The organism is Neptunicella sp. (genome assembly GCF_048268085.1).
In the GTDB taxonomy this organism is placed as follows: Bacteria; Pseudomonadota; Gammaproteobacteria; order Enterobacterales; family Alteromonadaceae; genus Neptunicella.
Window position 1 is genome coordinate 74,005 of the sequence record NZ_JBLWWF010000016.1, and the last position, 19,454, is coordinate 93,458.

A 19,454-nucleotide genomic window follows, 5' to 3' on the forward strand; every position below is an offset into this window, starting at 1 on the left:
TGGATGGCTAAGCATCGTTGGTCACTAAAATACTCACCGCAGGTGGAGCGCTGCGGTGAGTCCGGCAGCGCCGATAAATTGTTACAGACCTAAACGCGAAAGCATTTGTTTGTTTTTGTTGTTCGGATAGTAACGGGCTAACTTTTCTAAGGTTTCTACCATTTTTGCCTGATCTTCTAATTCGTTATAACAGCCTGCAGCTAACTTCAGCCAGCTCTCTTTAGGACTTTCTCCGCGATTTTCACTGTCATTGATTAATTCATTTATCTTTTCTAATGCTTCATCGTAATGAGCCAATTTAAATTTCACTATGGCAAAATTGGATTGTGTTTTATTAGGCAACGTTGGTTGCAATTGATAGCGGTGCTCAAAATAACTTTCAGCTTTATGCCAATCCTCATTTACCATGGCTATCCCGGCTGCCTCATTGAGTACTTTAATGAATGATGATGTCGGTACTGCGTCACCGATTTTAATTGCGTTATTTTGGGCTGTGGCCGCTTCCTGAAGTTTTTGTTGACTAACAAATGCGATGGATAAGGCTTCCCAGTAATAAAATTGCTCGGCCTCGGAGTAACTGGCTATTTCAGGTTGAATTTCTTGTAAGAAGGTAATGGCAGTGGCTCCATTTCCGTCTGAAGTCGACTGATAAGCTTGTTTAAAAAGGCTATTCAGCGACTTATTTGTAAGCGTTGGCGAGTCGACGGATGTGGCATTGGATATGCCCATCCAAGAGGTCATTAAAATCATTGCAATAGGAGCAAATAAATAGCGTTTTTTCATTTTTATTTCCTTATTTAAATGGTTCACCCGTTTTAGGCTGAACTTTTGCTTGGAGCTCATACCTAAAACTGCTTGATTGGGCAAGGAATGAGAGTGTTGAGATAAAATAAGTTGAATTAACTGCTGCTGGTAATGGTGTTGTGGCATCTGGTGACGGCAGTGCTCATCGCAACTCAATTCAATTTGCTGACGGGCATAACGAGCCATTAACCAGATTAGCGGATTCCACCAGAATAACCGCTGTAACAATGTGATGACCCATAGCCAAAGATGATCCTTTTGCTGCCAGTGGGTAAACTCGTGCAATAGGGTACATTTCAATAAGTCTTTATCTTGCAAAGCGTCATCTATCCAGATAATCGGCTTTGGCAGTCCTGTCAGCATGCCGCTGATGGGGGCGGATAAACGGCGGACGGTAACAGGTACATCAGTTTTATCCAGTAATTGCCATAGTTTGTTGTCGTTATGGGAACGTTTATGCCACTGGCGATACAGGCGGCAATATTGAACAATATCTACCAGCATCAGCGTGCTACCGATAGCTAAAACTGCAAGCCACCACCAGTCTAAAAGTGAATTCCAGACAAAGCTGTGATGGCGGGTGACAGAGGCTATATCAAAAGAAGGCAATGGAATGTAGGGTATAAAATCAGCTGACTGCTGAATCGCAGGGGCTAATCTTAATTCGTACAAATAAGGCCAGGGGATCAACCAGCAAAACATACTCATCAGTACAATGTAGAAACGCAATCTGGCGGGGGCATGTTGTAGTGTCAACAAGGCGACCAGGCTAAATAGTGTTGCACAGAGATTAATGTTGAAATAAAGCTCCATATGACTTCACTCCTTATTCTGACGTTGTTTGTCAATAAGCATGGCTTGCAGGGATTCAATATCACTGGTACTTAAGGATTCGTTTTCGATTAAATGGGCAATTAACGTTTTTGGTTTGCCAGCAAAAACACGCTTGAGTAAACCATTCAATAATGGAGTTGATATCGATTCTCTAGCGACTGCGGATGCATAATAGATGGTACGTCCAATTTGACCGGTACGTCGTAAGGCAGATTTTTGTTCCAGCCGATCAATAATGGTTTTGACCGTTGAATAACCGACATCCCGATCTTGACTAATTATTTCGTGTATTTCCGGGGCTGAGGCTTGAGGCTTTTGCCAAAAAAGCTGCATCACATCCAGTTCAAATTCACTCAGTTTCATTTTAACCTCTACAAATGTCGATATAATATCTACATTTGTAGAGTATAAAAACTGAACAGTCAAATCATTTATTTAAAAAGTGCCAAGAAAATGAATTTTGATCCGAAAGTGATTAGCCTGACATTAACTTGGAGTGGCGAGTTATCGCTAAGCTGATTATTCAGTAAAGATGCAATTGCGGCCGGTTCGTTTGGCTTGATATAGCGCTTTGTCTGCTCGTTCAAATAGGGCATCGAAGTCATCATCTTGCTTCATTTGAGCAATACCAATGCTAACGGTGAGGGTCTCTCCTGAGGGAATTTTAACTTGTCTGGCGCGCTGCAGAATACGCTCGGCCACCATTAATGCTGCTTCTGCCTCGGTGTCCGGTAATAACACGATAAATTCGTCGCCCCCAAAACGTCCTAACGAATCAGAAGGACGCAGTGAATACTGTGCCGTTTCAGTTATGTGCTTAAGCGCCATATCACCCACGCTGTGACCATATTCATCGTTGATATGTTTAAAATGATCGATGTCAAACACGATAAGGCAAAGAGGACGTTGCTCCCACTGGCTTCTGCGTAACTCAAGTAACCCTTGCTGTATGATGTGATCTCTGGATGCCACTTGGGTAAGGCTGTCGGTAAAGGCCATATTGCGCAGGTATTGGTTATCTTTGATAAGCGCGGGAATGGCTACGCCAAACATGGTATTGGCCGCAATGACATTGATAGCAAACTGATAAACTAATACATAATCCATTAATCCTAACAGATGCACCAGAAATACGATGATCAGACTGGTTAACGTTAAACTTAAAAAGCTGAATAGTGGGCTTTCAGTACAGGCTATCCACATGTGGGGGATCACTAGGAAAAATATCGCAAACGCACTGACTTCAGCCCCACTTAGTTTGGCCAACAGCATTGATGCCATAACCAATAAAATACAGCCGATTATTTTAAAATAGTAGTGATCAGAAGGGCCTATCAGTTGGCTGTCGACCAGATCTTTGAGGTTGAATTTGGCGTGCTTGAATAGTTTGCTCAAAAGCCCGGTAAACAATGGGGTGAGTATCACAATTCCTGCCATATCGCCAATCCAGAACGGTAACCAGGTTCGATAAAAATCGTCTGCAGGCATCATATTCGAGCCAATTAATGCGATTAAAACGCAAAATGTGGTTATTAATGAAGCCACCGCTGCAGTGACTAAAAAGCTAATAATAAACTGTGGCAAACTTAGTTTTTTGCTGAAGTGGAGCCAGCGTAGAAATTTACTGGCCAGGTAATAGGGCAGAATATGCGCAATACCAAATAATAATCCGGCTTTTAGCAAGTTAAATTGAGTGAGTTGGATATGGTAATCGGATGCCGTTTGCATTGTGACCCATATCGCAGCAATCATTAATGTTGGAACCGCTGTTATGCCGAGCAAGAACAGTGCGGCTAGAGTGAGTCCTGCAGCGGGAAACCACACACTGGCATGGGCGGTATATTCGACTAAGGCACTCAAATACCATACTGCCAGCCAAGCGAGTAGCAGCAAACCGTGTCGTAATAACTTGTTACCAACAGAGCTTGAGATTAAAGCACGGTGTAGGTTGAGTATCATATTAATACTGCCCTTTTAGCGTATGGTTATGAGTACTTTGAGTTGAAAACGAGATAGTAAAATACTTTCCTCAACAGCCAGTTTGCCTATACATGAGTCAACCATAACAACAGGGTATAAAACAGTGCAATGACAGAAGAAAAAATCAGAATGTAGATATAGCCTTTTTTGCCTTGTTCAAAGCTGTAGTCATGTTGTCGTAAATATAAAAACCAACCCAAACATAACAGAGTCGGAATTAGAAACAGAAACTTGATCAAAGCCTACCTCATTAATCACAATTGATTACTCATTTTGATAGGCAAGTATAACTCATTGATTTGTAGATACTACTGCAACGAATTGAATATTGATCTGAGTCAGACGCACTTCAATTAATTGGGGATATCTTAGGGCGTGTTGTCTTCCGCAGTATGGATTTTATTCAATCTAAACCGCAACACACCCTAGTGATGACTAATACTGTTTGGCTTTTTGTTGGTAGTAATCATGCAACACTTGCCAGGCTTTTTTCTTTTTGCCATTGCTGCCAATGATGCCTTTGCGGTTATAGTCGTCCTGAATGTTCGGTAATAAACGTCTGGGGCTGCGGAAATCCACCAGAATCCACGGTGACATACCGCGTAACTGCGGGATTTTCTCCAGCATTTTTAAGCTTTCCTGATACAGATATTCCTGATGCTCCTCGGTCCACATGGTCATCTTGTCACCATGTTTACCTTGCAAGGCACCACCGCCAAATTCGGAAATAAATACTGGTTTATGTTGTTTAATATCCCATTCAATACTGGCGGCTTTATCCGGTAATCCATCGTACCAACCCACATATTCGTTAAAGCTGAGAATATCCACGTAATCGGCAAACCGGTCATCCACGGTAATCACATTGTCTTTGCCCTTCACATAATGTTTTTCCAGCGCAGCACTGATCAGGCGGCTATCATCCATTTCGCGGGCAATAGCAGAAATGCGTTTTAAAAAGTTAAGGCGACTGTCGCCACGAGGCGTTTCATTGGCCATCGACCAGACAATGACTGAGGCGCGGTTTTTATCCCGGCTAATTACCGAACGTAACTGGTTGGCGGCATTGTCAAAGGTGGCGGGATTATCGAACAGGATTGTCCAGTATACGGGATTCTCTTCCCATACGAGAATCCCCATTTCATCGGCGACTTTAAGCATGTTTTCATTGTGCGGATAGTGAGCCAGGCGCACAAAATTGGCGCCCAGTTCTTTAACCCAACCCAGCATCAGGCGGGCATCCTGCTCGGAATAGGCGCGGCCACCGCGTAGCGGATTTTCTTCGTGTAAAGAAATCCCTCGCAAGAAAACGGACTTGCCGTTTAGCAGAATATTATCACCTTCAACACTGATGCTGCGAAAGCCGATTTTGTCGCTGACTTTAGAGTCTTGTGTTTGCGCCAATTGCAGACTGACATCATATAAATTGGGCGATTCCGGTGACCAGTATTGAATGCCGCTGTTGGTTAAACTGAATGTTGCCCGGCCTTTATCGTTGGTTGTACTAACCGTCTTAATCCCTAGCTCTGGAATGGATAAGGTGACTTTTTGATTGCGAATCTTGTCCCCGTCTAATTGGGCGTAACCGCTAATAGTATTGGGATGATCTTTTTCTAGCTGGATACGATAATCCTGAATATAGTTTGCGGGTGTTTCGAGTAGTGTCACATCTCGGGTGATGCCCCCATAATTCCACCAGTCGGTATTGAGAGTAGGCACCGCATCACGACGACGTTTATTATCGACTTTGACCACCAGATAATTACCCTTGGCTTTGAGTAAATTGGTCACTTCAAAATTAAACGGAGTAAAGCCGCCTTCATGCATGCCCAGTTTTTTTCCATTCAGGTATACATGGGCTTCATAATTGACTGCGCCAAAATGCACAAACACGCGCTTACCCTCTTTTAGGGAATAATCAAAATCCTGTCGAAACCAAATCGTACCTTCGTAGTAATAAAGCTTGTCATTTTGAGTGTTCCAGTCACCGGGTATTTGCATGGTAGGTGAAGTGGCAAAATCGAATTCGACCCGATCCGACTTATTTAGCGGTTTCTGATCGATAAAATAAGCTTCAGCGCCAGGATTGTCCTGCTGATCTTTGGGCTCGTAGCGATAGTTATAAAAGCCGTTTTCATAGGGATCGACAATATAGTGCCAATCACCGTTAAGTGACATCACCGTGCGTGCTGACGGGTTCTGAATCAAGTTGCTGGCGTCGGTATGGGTTGCTACCAACAGAAAAACCGAAACCACTAGTGTGGCTAAATGACTACTGATCATTGTTTTAAATGTATGCATAGGGAAATCAACAGGCTAATTGAGTTATTGAAAGCCTAGCATTCCATATCCCGACGCAGAACAAAAGACATCGATTAGTAGTAGATAAAGATCGCCGAATTTTTAATAAAAAGCGGTACAAGTAAAATGGTATCTGGGGCTATTTGCCATCAAAAATACCCACAGTTTGGCGGCTAATGGCAATCAGTTCGCCATCCGGGTCCCAAATATTGGCTTCGGTATGCGCATACCCATCAGCCGCCTGACGAGTGTGAGCCTGATAAGCTATCCAGTCTGTGGGGGAAATAGTGCGGTGTGGGTGAATAAATTCCAGATTCCAGCTCATGCTACTGGCAGGAGCAGGCCAGCGTAACATTTGCAGTGGTGCGGGGGGCCAGGCATCGGCCAGCGCTATGATATGCGCATCTTCTATCTTGGCCGGTGGTTGGGTAAAGCGCATCCAACCATGGATTGCCGAGTGTTTGCTGCCGGTAAAAGGCATGCCGCCTTCGACCAGTGATACATCAAAATGGCGAAGAAATTTGGGCGTGATTTTGGGGATCTGGGGAATATATTTGGGCTTAGCCGGTAATAACATATTGTGTTTAGTCTGGTTTGCTACCCCAATTTTTGAACTTCTGGCAACGGCAAATAGCGCGACACATAACACGCAGACTTTGCCATCCTGAGTGGCGCGAGCTTCGGCCTGAGTGGCATTTTTACCTTCACGTAATATTTCCACCTGGATACTAAACGGGCTGTCGGGATTAAGAGGGCCAACAAAATTGGTGGTTAGTGAGCGTAGTAAGCGCTGCTGATCAATTTGATTACGCATGGTCTGATAAACCAGAGCCGCAGAGATACCACCAAAGGCGGTTCTGCCCTGGGTCCAATCCTTGGGGATCGACAGCGTCACGTCATCATTATCTTGTTGGCGGGCTAAGCCAAGTAATTCATCTATTAACATAGTGATTTCTCTTATTCACGTATTGAATAAGATTATCGTCATTACTGGTCGGATGTCTAGCCTAGTTAAGGCTATTTATCCTTGGTCATGCTTATTATGGATTGCTATTAAAATATTACAGATTTAGAGAAGTTCAGAGGACATAAATATCCTCTGGTTAGATAACTCAATCAATTACTCGTTTATGGTGCACAGTATCATTTCAATTGAATTGCTGGGTAACCCGCTTCTTCCAGTGCCATTATTATATCCTGATCTTCTATTTCACTATAAATAACGGCGGTTCTCTCAGGTAAATCAATTTCAACTTTTGCGGTACTTTCTAACTCTTTGATTGCCTTATTCACTAAGCTAATGCAATGGTTGCAAGTCATATCTTCGATTTTCAGTTTTAACATTAATTGTTCCTCCAAAGGTTAACACGCTTTTGTTAACAATTTCATTTTCAGGCTTACCATCATGGTAAGGTCAATTATTTTAATTTAATTTATTTTATTTTAATTTAATCGGTGATGTAGGCTTGACCTTGCCATAATGGCAAGCTTTAGTATCTAATTCAGTGGAATAAGATAAGCCCATGGGAGCACTTGTATGCACAATACAATCCAGTTGAGAATTGAAGGAATGACCTGTTCATCTTGTGTCGGTCGTGTCGAAAAGGCACTTCAAAAAGTTGAGGGTGTCGAACAGGCCAGTGTTAATTTAGCGGTTGAAACAGCAAGCATTAAAGGTACTGTAAATATTCAAAATCTAGTCGAGGCTGTCGAAGAAGGGGGCTATCAGGTCTCTACCTCCAAGGCCACCTATGGAGTATCGGGAATGACTTGTTCGTCCTGCTCTAGCCGGGTGGAAAAAGCAATGTTGAAGTTACCTCAGGTGCTCAAAGCAAATGTCAATTTGGCAACAGAGCAGCTATCGCTAGTCTTGATTGCAGAATTGTCTGAATCGGAAGTTGCAAGCAGTCTTGAAAATGCCGGATACAAACTTAATTCCGATACAAATAAGGCCGCGGATATTGCTCAAAGTGATAATAATAAAAGCACGTTTTATCAGGCTGACTGGTTTCCTGCTGTAGGTGCTAGTGTGCTTTCATTGCCACTCATTTTACCCATGTTTGGAATGTTGTTTGGTAAAGACTGGATGTTGCCGGCTTTATGGCAATGGATACTGGCTACTCCCGTACAATTTTACTTTGGGGCTAGGTTTTATCGCGCTGGCTTGGGGGCGCTTAAATCTTATACTGGTAATATGGATTTATTAGTCGCGATAGGAACAAGTGCAGCCTATGGTTTATCTATTTATTTATGGTGGATAAGCATCGGTCATGATGGGTTGCCGCATTTATATTTTGAAAGCAGTAGTGTCGTATTAAGTTTGGTGCTGATTGGTAAATACTTGGAACACAGAGCTAAACGGCGAACCACTAGTGCTTTGCGAGCACTGGAGAGTTTGCGCCCTACAACAGCGGCAGTGTGGCGCTTGGATAAATGGCAGCAGGTTAGTGCATCGACCGTTATTTCTGGTGAGCGATTACAAATCAAACCGGGCGAGCGAGTGCCTGTTGATGGTGTCGTGATCTCCGGACAAAGCCATTTGGATGAAGCCCTGATAAGTGGAGAGAGTCTGCCTGTCAGTAAAAAAGAGGGGGATAATGTCACCGGTGGTTCGGTTAATTTAGATGGCATATTAGAGATTAAAGCCAGTAGCGTAGGCACAGAATCGACGCTAGCCAAAATCATTAGGTTAGTAGAAGAGGCACAAGGGGCAAAAGCGCCTGTGCAAGCATTGGTGGATAAAGTGAGTGCGGTCTTTGTGCCTGTTGTTATGCTTATTTCGGCAATAACGTTATTGAGTTGGGGATTACTGACGGGCAATTGGCAACAATCCATTTTAAATGCCGTCGCGGTCCTGGTCATTGCGTGTCCTTGTGCACTTGGTTTGGCAACACCTGCCGCGATTATGGCTGGTACCGGTACAGCGGCACGTTTTGGCATATTGGTTAAAGATGCCAGTGCTTTAGAACAAGCGACTAGCATCGATATGGTCGTGTTTGATAAAACCGGCACCTTGACCGAGGGTAAGCCTGAGTTAAGTCAAATGAACGCCTTTATTGGCTCTGAGCAGGAGCTAATGCAACTTGCGGTGTCTTTACAGCAGCATAGTGAACACTCACTAGCCAAAGCGATACTAAACAAAGCGGCTGAAATGGCTATTTCCCCACAAGATGTTGAGGATTTTCAGGTTGTTTCCGGACTCGGTGTGAAAGCCAAATTAGATGATTCGAATTTATTATTTGGCAGCCAGCATATGATGACTGAACTAGGAATGACTTTGCCCCAAGATGTGATCCAAGTTCAAGGCGCATCAGTATCGTGGTTAGCTAGACAGCAAGGGGATAATTATCAATTATTGGGTTTGTTTTGTTTTTCCGACAAGCTCAAAGAACACGCACAAGCCGCCGTTGAGCAATTAAAGCATCAAGGCATAAAGGTCGCAATGTTGACCGGTGACAGTCACGCCAGTGCTGATTATGTTGCCAATATTTTGCAGCTAGATCAGTATCAGTCGGAAGTCATGCCGGCTGAAAAAGCCGCTTTTATTAAACAGTACCAACAACAAGGCAATCAGGTGGCAATGGTGGGTGATGGCATCAATGATGCGCCAGCATTGGCACAATCAAATCTGGGCATCGCGATGGCTACGGGAACAGAAGTGGCAGTTAGTGCATCAGCAATCACCTTGATGCGAGGCGAACCAAATCTGGTTGCATCAGCGTTGTTAATGGCAAAATTAACTTACCGGAAAATAAAACAGAATTTATTTTGGGCTTTTATTTTTAATGCTATCGGCATCCCGTTGGCGGCACTCGGTTATCTTAGCCCCATATTGGCAGGAGCGGCGATGGCCTGTAGTAGCCTTTTTGTGATTAGCAATGCCTTGCTTTTACAGCGCTGGCGTCCAAAGGAATAACCATAATGAAAAAATTAGTTACGATCGGCGAAGCTGCTAACATTACTGGGCTCTCGGCAAAAATGATCCGACATTATGAAGTGAATGGCCTAATTCCCAAGGTAACTCGTACGGATGCTCAGTACCGATTATATAACAGTCAGCAACTAAAATTACTGGGTGTTATAAAACAAGCCAAGAAACTTGGCTTTTCATTGGTGCAAATACAGGCTTTATCCGATTTGTGGCAAAATCCGAATAGAGCCAGTCGTGAAGTTAAACAACTCGCGGAAGAGCATTTGGATGAAATTAATTTAAAAATTAAAGAACTTAAGCAGATGAAAAAAGAACTGCAAGAACTGGCTAACAACTGCAACGGTGATGAAAATGCCAGTTGCTCAATTCTTGATGGTTTAGATAAAGTATAAACAGTGCAATACTTTATCTGGGGTGGATTACGTTAGGGCGTTTTTCGTTATCTGAAAGCAACAACCATTAGGGGTGAGGGGGTTAGAAATTCGGTCTCACCCTCGTTTCTAATCCTCGTCCAAATCACGAGCGGTTAATATTTGATATTGCTCAGGGGTTAATTGCGGTAATTTTTGCAAAAAAGCCACCATCGCCCAAATACGTTGATCATCGTGAGTCGCTCCCCATGCAGGCATCCCTGAAGCTTTTATGCCATGTTTAATCACCCAAAATTGGCGGCCTGCCAGTTGTGTCGCATCACCATGTTGGTGATCTTCTGTGTGGCTGCTAGCGGATAAATTGGGTGGCGCTGGGTATAAGCCAACACTCATATCACTTTTTTGTTTACCGGGTTTTAAGTGGCATCCCGCGCACATATCATTGTAATTAGGCCCGCCAGTCAGTAGCAAATCGGCAGACTCTAACGACGGTACACTGATTTCGGATGATGCGCGTTCAATCGAGTTTTCGCGTAAATTCTCTAATACCCAAAATTCGGCAGCACTGTGGGGAACATCAGCACCGATAGGATAAATACCAGAATAGATAAAGATCGCTGCTCCACCAATAGTCAGAGCGATGAATGCTAATAATGTATAGATAATTTTCATGGCTGTTGCCCCGTTTAATTAAGCGATCCTAGTGGTGATCATCATTGTGATCGTCATTGCCTTTGTGATCATGGTGATGGTCATCTTCTTCCTTCATGCCATCCATGTGTTTATCTACATGTTTACCATCGGCTTTTTTGTTATCCATCGTTTTGTGACATTTTTTCATCATTGCCATAATGACCGGATCACTTTTATCTACTTTGCCCTGCTCTATGTCTTGCATAACCGCACAATTTGGCGCTTCTTTTTCTTTAGCATGTTCTTTGGGATCATGAGCATAGGCATTCATCGTATAGGCAGATAAAACGAGGGTGAGTATAGAAATCAGTTTATGGGTTTTCATGGTTATTCCTTATTTATGGTTTAAAAATAATGATGCGCCGGGATAAAAAATACCGACACAACACGGATTGGTTTTATTGAAACCAGAAGCGTACTCCGGCTACCCATTGAGTCTGTCTGGTTGAGCGGCCTTCTAATTTAGTAAAGTCAGCGGTATTACCATATTGACCTGTCCACTCCACACCCAGATAGGGAGCGAATTGGCGGTTAAATTCATATCTCAGTCGTACACCGGCAGTTAGCGATGACAGGCCTTTGCCGACACCATTTTGTGCATCATCTTTACCGTAAGCGCTGAGCACCACTCGCGGTTGTAATACCAAGCGCTGGGTAATAAGCAGTTCATACTCGGCTTCAAAATCAAATGCGCTGCGTCCTTCTGCACCTACTGATACACTGGCATCGATCTCAAACCAGTAAGGTGCAATGCCCTGCAAGCCAAAGGTTAGCCATTGTCTTGATGGTCCTTCTGAGGTATCGAATTTGACACCCAGTTGGGTATCCCAAAAGGTTGTAATCGCATGACCCCACAGGATCTGGTTTTCACTCTCTTCCAGTTTACTATCAATAATTTCGCCTTCGCTTTTTACTACTAGGCGATCGTAACTACTGCCATACCAGGTTTGCATATCGTATTGAGTCGCATCGCCCAAGCCACTAGACAATCCATCTGCATATTCAAACCGGTCAAACAAAACCGTCCAAAAAGCGTGTTCATCGGCCATTTTAAGTTGTCTTGGTCCGGGTAAGGCAAAAGCACCACTATCTAGGGTTAAACCATCAGAATAAGCATGGGGATCCCGAGCATTGGGGGGCGGAGTGTTACTTTGACTGGACATATCCATGTCTTGCATCGAATCCATATCGGCCATTGAGCCATGGCCCATAGCGCTGTGATCGATGGCATAGGGATCCATGCTGTCGGTATCCTGATGCTGCATTTTGGAATGATCCATGCCTTGCATTGAATCCATATCGGTCATTGAACCATGTCCCATGGCGCTGTGATCAATAGCATTGGGATCCAGCGGCAATTCATCCGCATTTTTTGTCATAGGCGGTTGTGGATTATCACTATTTTGTTGCTGTGCCACGGTGGCCGTTGAAAACAAACACACTAATGCTGCAACCGCTGTTTTTTTATTTAATATCAATTTATTCCTCATGAAATCACCACTTCGCGAAACATGCCTGCATCCATATGAAATAGAAGGTGACAATGCCATGCCCACCGACCGAGTGCATCAGCGTTGATCAGAAAGCTAATCCGTTGTGCGGGTTGAACTGGGATGGTGTGGCGCCTAACCATAAATTCGCCTTTGTCATTTTCCAGTTCACTCCATACACCGTGCATATGCATGGGATGCGTCATCATAGTGTCATTTTGTAATATCACCCTCACGCGCTCGCCATGACGGAAATGCACCGGGGTGGATTTACCAAACTCGAGACCATCAAATGACCAGGTGTAACGTTCCATATTACCGGTTAGGTGTAATTCGACTTCGCGTTCAGGTAAACGTGGATCCAGCGGCCCCCCTACGGTATGTAAATCAGCCAAAGTTAACACCCGCCTGCCATTGTTACGTAAACCAATGCCTGGATCGTCAAGGTTGGTTCGCGGCATTTCCACCCTAGCATCGACAGACGGACCATATTCACTGCGTGCGTGATTAACGGTTTGTGAAGGCACTGCGAGTGGATTTTTGTGCTTGGCGTGCTTTTTGTGATCCATCGACATGCTACCGTGAGGCATCGAACTATGGTCCATTTGCATATTGCCATGATCCATATTCATGCCTGACATATCATCGCCATGAGACATATTGCCCATCATGTCTTTCATCGCTAGCCAAACGGGTGCATCGACGCTGGGCACTTCGGCTACCAATCCTTGTTTTACCGCCAAAGTACCGCGGGTATAACCAGATCGATCCATCGACTGAGCGAATATACTGTGAGCATCGTCGGTAGGTTTAACAATAATGTCGTAGGTTTCTCCCGGACCGAATCTAAATTCATCGACACTAACCGGTTCAACATCCTGACCGTCAGCCGAGACAACCGTTAATTTTAAGCCGGGAATACGGACATCGAAAAAAGTATTGCTAGAGCCATTAATAAAACGCAGTCGTATCGTTTCGCCGGGTTTAAATACACCGGTCCAATTATCATTGGGTGTGTAACCGTTCATCAGAAAGGTAAACGTTGTAGCGGATAAATCGGCCAAATCGGTAGGGCTCATGCGCATCTCATTCCACATTTTTCGCATGGAAATGGCCTTACCCATACCGTAACGGGACATATCATTGAAGAAATCCCGTGCGGTAGGTTGGTTATAGTTGTAATAGTCGCTTTGCTGCTTTAAATGGGCAAAAACCGACATAGGATGCTCGTTGGTCCAATCTGACAATTGCACCACCATATCCCGGTCAGTACTTATTTTTTCGCCTGCCTTTGGCTCAATGATAATGCTGCCGTACATGCCGGTCATTTCCTGAAAGCCAGTATGCGAGTGATACCAATAGGTACCGGATTGTTGCACTTTAAAGTGATAAGTGAAAGTTTCTCCAGGATCAATGCCCCGATAACTAATGCCGGGGACACCATCCATTTGGAAAGGCAAAAGAATGCCATGCCAATGCATAGAGGTGGACACCGACAAGCGATTAGTTACCCGGATGGTCACCGTTTCGCCTTCACGCCACACTAAAGTGGGAGCTGGAATACTACCGTTTATGGTGGTTGCTATCCGTTTTTCGCCAGTAAAATTAACTGCCGTTTCAGCAACGGTAAGATCAAACTCGTTACCGGTTAAGACATCCGTCTTGGCGGCACTAGCATAGTCTTGACCTTGTGCAGCAGCGATATGTCCCATCCCCATCGCAACAGAACCTGCTACGGCTCCCTTGACAAAATTTCGTCGGGGTAGACTAATAGGGGCAATGGAATTACCAATGTTTTTTTGCATAGTTCCTCTGGTGTTAATTAGCAGGATTGTTGTTGGAATATAGTTTAGATTAACAGTCCTGACTCCAGCATGACGGCTACATTACAAAAATGTAATGTTAGAGTAATCTGGTGGTTAATTAGGTAACGTACAATCCACTGGTAATAGATGAATGGGATAAGACCAATATGCGACTGTTAGTCGTGGAAGATGAGAAAAAAATCGGCGATTATCTGCTAAAAGGGCTGGAGGAATCCGGTTTTGTGGTGCAGCTTGAGCGAAATGGCCTCGATGGTTATCACATGGCAATGTCGGAAACGTTTGACCTGATTATTCTGGATGTGATGTTACCGGATATCGATGGTTGGCAAATTATGCAAAAACTTCGAGCGGCTGATTTATCCGTCCCGGTATTATTTCTGACCGCCAAGGATAGTTTGTCAGATAAGGTTAAAGGCTTGGAGCTAGGGGCTGATGATTATCTGATTAAACCTTTTGCCTTCGCAGAGCTGTTGGCTCGGGTTCGTAGTTTGTTGCGACGCGGTGCGCGTCAGGTTATTCCAGATGTACTAGAAGTGGCAGACTTGTTGCTGGATATTCCTAAAAGACGGGCAACACGGGGTGATACTCGAATTAACCTCACTAATAAAGAATTCTCGTTATTGGAATTATTGGTACGCGGTCAAGGTGAAGTATTACCACGTTCGCTGATAGCCTCACAAGTCTGGGATATGAATTTTGATAGTGAAACCAATGTAATAGATGTCGCCGTTCGCCGTTTACGAGCAAAAATAGATGATCCGTTTGCGACTAAACTGATCCATACCGTAAGGGGCATGGGTTATAAACTTGATGTAGACGATGACGACTAAATTTTCCGTTACAACGCCCATTTCGCTATCAAGCCGGGTGATTTTATTGGTGGGACTGACCTTAGTCCTTTCTTTTATCTTGCTCGGTACAGTGATCGATCATTCAATTCAGCACCATTTTGCTCAACAGGATGCCAATGAGCTGGCAGTGGTCGCACAATCGGTTAAAAATAAATTACAAACCTTGCATCCCGATGCCAATACTGACGAAATCCATAATGCATTAAAACAAGCGGTGGCCGGGCATCATGGTGTTTATTTTGCAATCTATTCCAGTCAAAAACAGCAGTTACTTTATCAACTTGATCAAGTGGATTTATCACCATTACTGTTATTTCCGGCACAGTATCGCTTATCTGCAGATGAATTGATTAGCTGGCAAAGCGGTCAACATGCCTATCGAGGGGGGAATTTGGTGGGATATATGCTGGATGCGCACCCAGTTAATGTTTTGGTGGCCGGTAATATGGATTTTCATATCGATTTCCTTGAACGCTTTCGGCAAACCTTATGGATGATTATGTCCATTGTCTGGTGTATCGCGATGATAGCTGCATGGTGGGCGGTTAAGTTAGGCCATCGGCCACTACTAAAAGTGAGTCGGCAAATACGTGATATCAGCACCGATAATTTACATATTCGTTTAAAGCCTGAAAAAATCCCTGATGAACTACAGGAATTAGTGGTGTCATTTAATACTATGATCAGCCATGTAGAGGCCGGTTTTAAACGCTTATCTTATTTTTCAGCCGATATTGCCCATGAACTACGCACTCCGTTAACCAATCTGGCCACCCAAACCCAAGTCGCGTTAAGCCGTGTCCGTAGTGTGGATGAATATAAAGAGATTCTGTATTCCAATCAGGAGGAGTTCGATCGGTTGACCAAAATGGTCAGTGATATGTTATGGCTGGCAAAAACAGATAATGGATTGATTGTCCCAACTCTCAATGAGGTGAATTTACACAGCGAAGTGCATGAATTATTTGAATATTTCGATGCTTGGGCAGAGGAATCACAATTAACACTGGAACTGACAGGACAAGCCACAATAAAGGCTGACAGAGATATGCTGAGACGGGCATTGAGCAATTTATTATCTAATGCTATCCGTTATTCGGCGGCACAATCTGTGGTGCGGGTATCAATCACAATCAACCAGTCTGAGGCCCAAATTGCGGTTGAAAATAATGGTGAAACCATTCCGCCGGAGCATATTTCACATTTGTTTGATCGCTTCTATCGAGCAGATCAATCCAGAACTCGCAATGGGGAAGGAAGCGGATTAGGCTTGGCCATCAGTAAATCCATTATTGATATTCATCATGGTAATTTGACCGTTAGCTCGTCTCAGGGTCGCACTATTTTTACTATCACATTACCGTTGGTGCGTGCTGGGATTAATCACAAGCAAACACAGGAAACTGCCAGACAGTGCTGATTTTGCCACTTTCGACTAAATAGGTAACAGCACTGCATTGAGGTTGGCCATATAGATTAGTCAGTGAACGGGATTTTTGCATGGTGCTGACATAGTTGCCCTCACCACGAATGCTTATTAGGGTCGCACGGGATTGAATGCCGCTAAAATACAATTCCATTTGCGTTTGTAATTGCTGTTTTCCTGTGGTTTGTGCTCCGATATTACGGCCATTGACCTTATACCAATGAACATCATCGGTGACCAATTCGAGCATTTGTGTCACATCGTGGCGGTTAAACGCCGCCACGAAACCTAACACTACAGACTCACTGGAAGGAGAGTTGGCGGCATTAACACTGACAGACCAACACAACCCCCATAATAAAACAGAATAGTAACGGATCTTTCGATTCAAATTAGTTCCACTCGATACTCGTTTGACTTAAAAACGCTTTATTTTTCTCTACATTAACGCTTTTACCCGAGATGGTAAATTTATCTTGTAAACGAATATCGGCAGAAGAGCTACCTAACATCACGTTTATCTCGCCCGGTTCGACGACCCAATCCATGGCTGCGTCGTAAAAGGCAAGCAGATTGACAGGCAGAGTGAAGGTGATATCGGCCGATTGCCCGGCTTTTAAACTAATACGTTTAAAGGCCTTGAGTTCTTGAACCGGACGGGTGGCACTGGCCACCGGATCGTTAATATACAGTTGTACCACTTCATCGCCTGCGAGTTTACCTGTATTGGTTAAGGTAAAACTCACTTTAACCGCACCATTGGCTTTAGCATTGCTGCTATCAACATGCAGGTTGGTATAGTTGAACGAGGTATAGCTCAGACCATGACCGAAAGGATAAAGTGGTGAAATATCATCAAACAGATAACCCCGCTTGGCCGAGGCTTTATGGTTGTAAAATACCGGAATATGCCCGGCACTGCGTGGAAAGCTTAAGGGTAATTTACCACCTGGATTAGCGTCACCAAAGATTACATTCGCTACGGCGCTGCCAGTTTCCTGACCCAAATACCAGCCCTCAATAATAGCCGGAGCCTGTTCAGCTAGTTCGCCCAAGGCTAAAGGTCGGCCATTCGTCAGCAGCACTACCACTGGTTTACCGGTATCAATAATGGCTTTAGCTAACTCCATTTGATTGCCGACTAATTCAATATGCGCACGATCACCCATATGATTGTCATCCCAGGCTTCTCGGGACAGGCCTTCATTTTCACCTAATACCAGTACCACCGCATCAGATTGTTTGGCTAAATTGACGGCCTCATCTAATAAGCCAGTGCGATCACTATCATCTGCCAGTTGGATATCATCATAAACCCAACGACGTTCAGAAAAGGTCTGGGCCTTTTGTTGTGCATCGTTTATTTCTGGACCAGGTTTAATCAATTTGGTACCGCGAGCAAAGCTGACAGTCGCTTTACCAGCCAGTTTTTGTTTGAGTCCGTCCAAAATGGTTACGGTCTGGCGCGGAACGTTGCTGTATCCGCCTAGCAAGGTTTCATCAGCGTGAGGACCTATCACCGCCAGATGTTTAATCTGGTTAATATCCAGTGGCAAAGTGCCATCATTTTTGAGTAATACCATGGCCTTTTCGGCGACTTCACGGGCAAAATCTCGATGAGTTGGATTGCCTACCGCCTGGTCTGCTTTGCTTGCATCAACAAATGGATGTTCAAATAAACCCAAATTAAACTTTTGGGTTAAAACACGCCGTACCGAACGGTCGATTAACTTTTCATCCAGTTTGCCGTCTTTAACCAATTGAACCAGAGTTAAATAGGCATCCTGATTTGGGGTTTCCACATCGACCCCTGCTTCTAATGCGGCTTTGGCGGCTTCTGGCAGGCTGCTATACAGGCTGTGACGGGTGTTGAGTTCAGTAATGGCATAATAATCGCTGACCACAGTCCCTTTGAAGTGCCATTCATTACGCAATATGCCATTTAATAAGGGTTTGTTGACGTGCGAGGGGATACCGTCAATTTCATTGTAAGAGGCCATAATGCTGCCTGCTCCGGCCAGTTTTACCGCGCCTTCAAAGGGCATTAAAAATACTTCATGCAATTCTCGCTGACCAATACGGGCCGGGGCGATATTGGTGCCTCCGGTTGGCTGACCATGACCGGTCAAATGCTTAAGGGTAGCGATGACTTTATTGTCCGGAATAACCGTATCGGCACCTTGCTCGCCCTGAAAACCTTGCACACCAGCTACACCCAGTGCCGTAATTAAATAAGGATCTTCGCCCATGGTTTCTTCAATTCGCCCCCAGCGGGCATCCCGAGCGACATCCAATATTGGGGTTAACGCTTGATGAGAACCCACAGCGCGCATCTCAATGGCAGCAATGGAATAGACTTGCTTGAAAACTTCCGGCTCCCACGTACTGGCAAGGCCGATGGCTTGCGGGAAACTGGTACCATCGATAGCGGCAAAACCGTGTAAGGCTTCTTCATGCATAATAGCCGGAATTGCTAAACGGGTATGATCGATTAACCATTGCTGGGCGGCATTGGTAAACTCAGCCGTTTGCACTGGTGTTTTAAACTCACTGGGGCGGGCTATTTGGCCAATACCTTGGGATAAATACTGTTTGGCCACATCCGGTTGGAAAACCATATTCTTGTTTTCCATTTTACGACGTTCACTCCAGACGGTTTGTAACTGGGCGACTTTTTCTTCCAGTGTCATACGATTTAGTAAATCGTTAACACGCTGTTCGACAGGTTTTTTGGCATCTTTGTAGGCTGGGACTTGTGCCTGCACTAGTAAGGGCGTTAACAAACTTATTGTTAGTAATGCATTTTTTAGCGTTCTCATCGGGTCACCTTGGTGTTTTCATGTCCGTTTGGATGAAGTGGCAAGATACTATGAGAAAAATAGCTGGCGGGGCAATAGTATTATTAAATGTTGCAATTATGTTATTGCGTGATCCCGTTCCAGACTGA

Annotated in this window: 16 protein-coding genes; 4 read left to right on the forward strand and 12 right to left on the reverse strand. The window is 44.3% G+C overall.

Annotation, left to right across the window (positions count from 1 at the left end):
* Nucleotides 1-81: 81 nt before the first annotated feature.
* From ACTD55_RS13565 to ACTD55_RS13590, 6 genes are all read right to left on the reverse strand, one after another.
* Nucleotides 82-1,617: a M56 family metallopeptidase gene (locus tag ACTD55_RS13565; RefSeq protein ID WP_438864874.1), complete on the reverse strand. Its 1,536-nt coding sequence runs from the start codon at nt 1,615-1,617 to the stop codon at nt 82-84.
* Nucleotides 1,618-1,623: 6 nt separating this feature from the next.
* A complete protein-coding gene (locus tag ACTD55_RS13570) occupies nt 1,624-2,001 on the reverse strand; it encodes a BlaI/MecI/CopY family transcriptional regulator (RefSeq protein WP_438864875.1) in 378 nt (125 codons plus the stop codon).
* 156 nt (nt 2,002-2,157) lie between these two features.
* Complete coding sequence (locus ACTD55_RS13575) at nt 2,158-3,597, reverse strand: diguanylate cyclase (protein ID WP_438864876.1); 1,440 nt, start codon at nt 3,595-3,597, stop codon at nt 2,158-2,160.
* Nucleotides 3,598-4,053: 456 nt separating this feature from the next.
* On the reverse strand, nt 4,054-5,919 hold the full coding sequence (locus ACTD55_RS13580; protein ID WP_438864877.1) for a glycoside hydrolase family 2 protein: 1,866 nt from the start codon (nt 5,917-5,919) through the stop codon (nt 4,054-4,056).
* 139 nt (nt 5,920-6,058) lie between these two features.
* On the reverse strand, nt 6,059-6,865 hold the full coding sequence (locus ACTD55_RS13585; RefSeq protein WP_438864878.1) for an acyl-CoA thioesterase: 807 nt from the start codon (nt 6,863-6,865) through the stop codon (nt 6,059-6,061).
* Between the two features lie 197 nt (nt 6,866-7,062).
* Nucleotides 7,063-7,263 carry a heavy-metal-associated domain-containing protein gene (locus ACTD55_RS13590; RefSeq protein ID WP_438864879.1) on the reverse strand — a complete coding sequence of 67 codons (201 nt, stop codon included), beginning with the start codon at nt 7,261-7,263 and terminating at the stop codon, nt 7,063-7,065.
* 193 nt (nt 7,264-7,456) lie between these two features.
* Here ACTD55_RS13590 and ACTD55_RS13595 point away from each other — a divergent pair, with 193 nt between their 5' ends.
* Both ACTD55_RS13595 and cueR read left to right on the forward strand, forming a co-directional pair.
* On the forward strand, nt 7,457-9,835 hold the full coding sequence (locus ACTD55_RS13595; protein ID WP_438864880.1) for a heavy metal translocating P-type ATPase: 2,379 nt from the start codon (nt 7,457-7,459) through the stop codon (nt 9,833-9,835).
* Nucleotides 9,836-9,840: 5 nt separating this feature from the next.
* On the forward strand, nt 9,841-10,242 hold the full coding sequence (gene cueR, locus ACTD55_RS13600) for a Cu(I)-responsive transcriptional regulator (protein ID WP_438864881.1): 402 nt from the start codon (nt 9,841-9,843) through the stop codon (nt 10,240-10,242).
* Between the two features lie 108 nt (nt 10,243-10,350).
* On the opposite strand, the gene ACTD55_RS13605 is transcribed toward cueR, so the two are convergent.
* From ACTD55_RS13605 to ACTD55_RS13620, 4 genes are all read right to left on the reverse strand, one after another.
* Nucleotides 10,351-10,893, reverse strand: coding sequence for a c-type cytochrome (locus tag ACTD55_RS13605; protein WP_438864882.1), 543 nt, complete (start codon nt 10,891-10,893; stop codon nt 10,351-10,353).
* Between the two features lie 28 nt (nt 10,894-10,921).
* On the reverse strand, nt 10,922-11,239 hold the full coding sequence (locus tag ACTD55_RS13610) for a hypothetical protein (protein ID WP_438864883.1): 318 nt from the start codon (nt 11,237-11,239) through the stop codon (nt 10,922-10,924).
* A gap of 73 nt (nt 11,240-11,312) precedes the next feature.
* Complete coding sequence (locus tag ACTD55_RS13615; protein WP_438864884.1) at nt 11,313-12,404, reverse strand: copper resistance protein B; 1,092 nt, start codon at nt 12,402-12,404, stop codon at nt 11,313-11,315.
* Nucleotides 12,401-14,209, reverse strand: a complete 1,809-nt coding sequence (locus ACTD55_RS13620) for a copper resistance system multicopper oxidase (RefSeq protein WP_438864885.1) — start codon at nt 14,207-14,209, stop codon at nt 12,401-12,403. Before ACTD55_RS13620 ends, ACTD55_RS13615 begins: the two co-directional genes overlap by 4 nt.
* 167 nt (nt 14,210-14,376) lie before the next feature.
* On the opposite strand from ACTD55_RS13620, the gene ACTD55_RS13625 reads away from it, so the two are divergent.
* Together ACTD55_RS13625 and ACTD55_RS13630 are read left to right on the forward strand one after the other, a co-directional pair.
* Complete coding sequence (locus tag ACTD55_RS13625; RefSeq protein WP_438864886.1) at nt 14,377-15,060, forward strand: heavy metal response regulator transcription factor; 684 nt, start codon at nt 14,377-14,379, stop codon at nt 15,058-15,060.
* Nucleotides 15,050-16,501: a heavy metal sensor histidine kinase gene (locus tag ACTD55_RS13630; RefSeq protein ID WP_438864887.1), complete on the forward strand. Its 1,452-nt coding sequence runs from the start codon at nt 15,050-15,052 to the stop codon at nt 16,499-16,501. Before ACTD55_RS13625 ends, ACTD55_RS13630 begins: the two co-directional genes overlap by 11 nt.
* Here ACTD55_RS13630 and ACTD55_RS13635 read toward each other — a convergent pair.
* Nucleotides 16,461-16,898 (reverse strand): nuclear transport factor 2 family protein, encoded by a 438-nt coding sequence (locus ACTD55_RS13635; RefSeq protein WP_438864888.1) that lies wholly within the window; start codon nt 16,896-16,898, stop codon nt 16,461-16,463. The genes ACTD55_RS13630 and ACTD55_RS13635 overlap by 41 nt on opposite strands.
* Nucleotide 16,899: 1 nt before the next feature.
* On the reverse strand, nt 16,900-19,326 hold the full coding sequence (locus ACTD55_RS13640; RefSeq protein ID WP_438864889.1) for a glycoside hydrolase family 3 N-terminal domain-containing protein: 2,427 nt from the start codon (nt 19,324-19,326) through the stop codon (nt 16,900-16,902).
* Nucleotides 19,327-19,454 lie beyond the last annotated feature (128 nt).

Bases quoted from the DNA above. Each gene is read 5' to 3' on its own strand.
- ACTD55_RS13565 (WP_438864874.1), bottom strand. From the start codon at position 1,617: ATGGAGCTTTATTTCAACATTAATCTCTGTGCAACACTATTTAGCCTG.
- ACTD55_RS13570 (WP_438864875.1), bottom strand. From the start codon at position 2,001: ATGAAACTGAGTGAATTTGAACTGGATGTGATGCAGCTTTTTTGGCAA.
- ACTD55_RS13575 (WP_438864876.1), bottom strand. From the start codon at position 3,597: ATGATACTCAACCTACACCGTGCTTTAATCTCAAGCTCTGTTGGTAAC.
- ACTD55_RS13580 (WP_438864877.1), bottom strand. From the start codon at position 5,919: ATGCATACATTTAAAACAATGATCAGTAGTCATTTAGCCACACTAGTG.
- ACTD55_RS13585 (WP_438864878.1), bottom strand. From the start codon at position 6,865: ATGTTAATAGATGAATTACTTGGCTTAGCCCGCCAACAAGATAATGAT.
- ACTD55_RS13590 (WP_438864879.1), bottom strand. From the start codon at position 7,263: ATGTTAAAACTGAAAATCGAAGATATGACTTGCAACCATTGCATTAGC.
- ACTD55_RS13595 (WP_438864880.1), top strand. From the start codon at position 7,457: ATGCACAATACAATCCAGTTGAGAATTGAAGGAATGACCTGTTCATCT.
- cueR (WP_438864881.1), top strand. From the start codon at position 9,841: ATGAAAAAATTAGTTACGATCGGCGAAGCTGCTAACATTACTGGGCTC.
- ACTD55_RS13605 (WP_438864882.1), bottom strand. From the start codon at position 10,893: ATGAAAATTATCTATACATTATTAGCATTCATCGCTCTGACTATTGGT.
- ACTD55_RS13610 (WP_438864883.1), bottom strand. From the start codon at position 11,239: ATGAAAACCCATAAACTGATTTCTATACTCACCCTCGTTTTATCTGCC.
- ACTD55_RS13615 (WP_438864884.1), bottom strand. From the start codon at position 12,404: ATGAGGAATAAATTGATATTAAATAAAAAAACAGCGGTTGCAGCATTA.
- ACTD55_RS13620 (WP_438864885.1), bottom strand. From the start codon at position 14,209: ATGCAAAAAAACATTGGTAATTCCATTGCCCCTATTAGTCTACCCCGA.
- ACTD55_RS13625 (WP_438864886.1), top strand. From the start codon at position 14,377: ATGCGACTGTTAGTCGTGGAAGATGAGAAAAAAATCGGCGATTATCTG.
- ACTD55_RS13630 (WP_438864887.1), top strand. From the start codon at position 15,050: ATGACGACTAAATTTTCCGTTACAACGCCCATTTCGCTATCAAGCCGG.
- ACTD55_RS13640 (WP_438864889.1), bottom strand. From the start codon at position 19,326: ATGAGAACGCTAAAAAATGCATTACTAACAATAAGTTTGTTAACGCCC.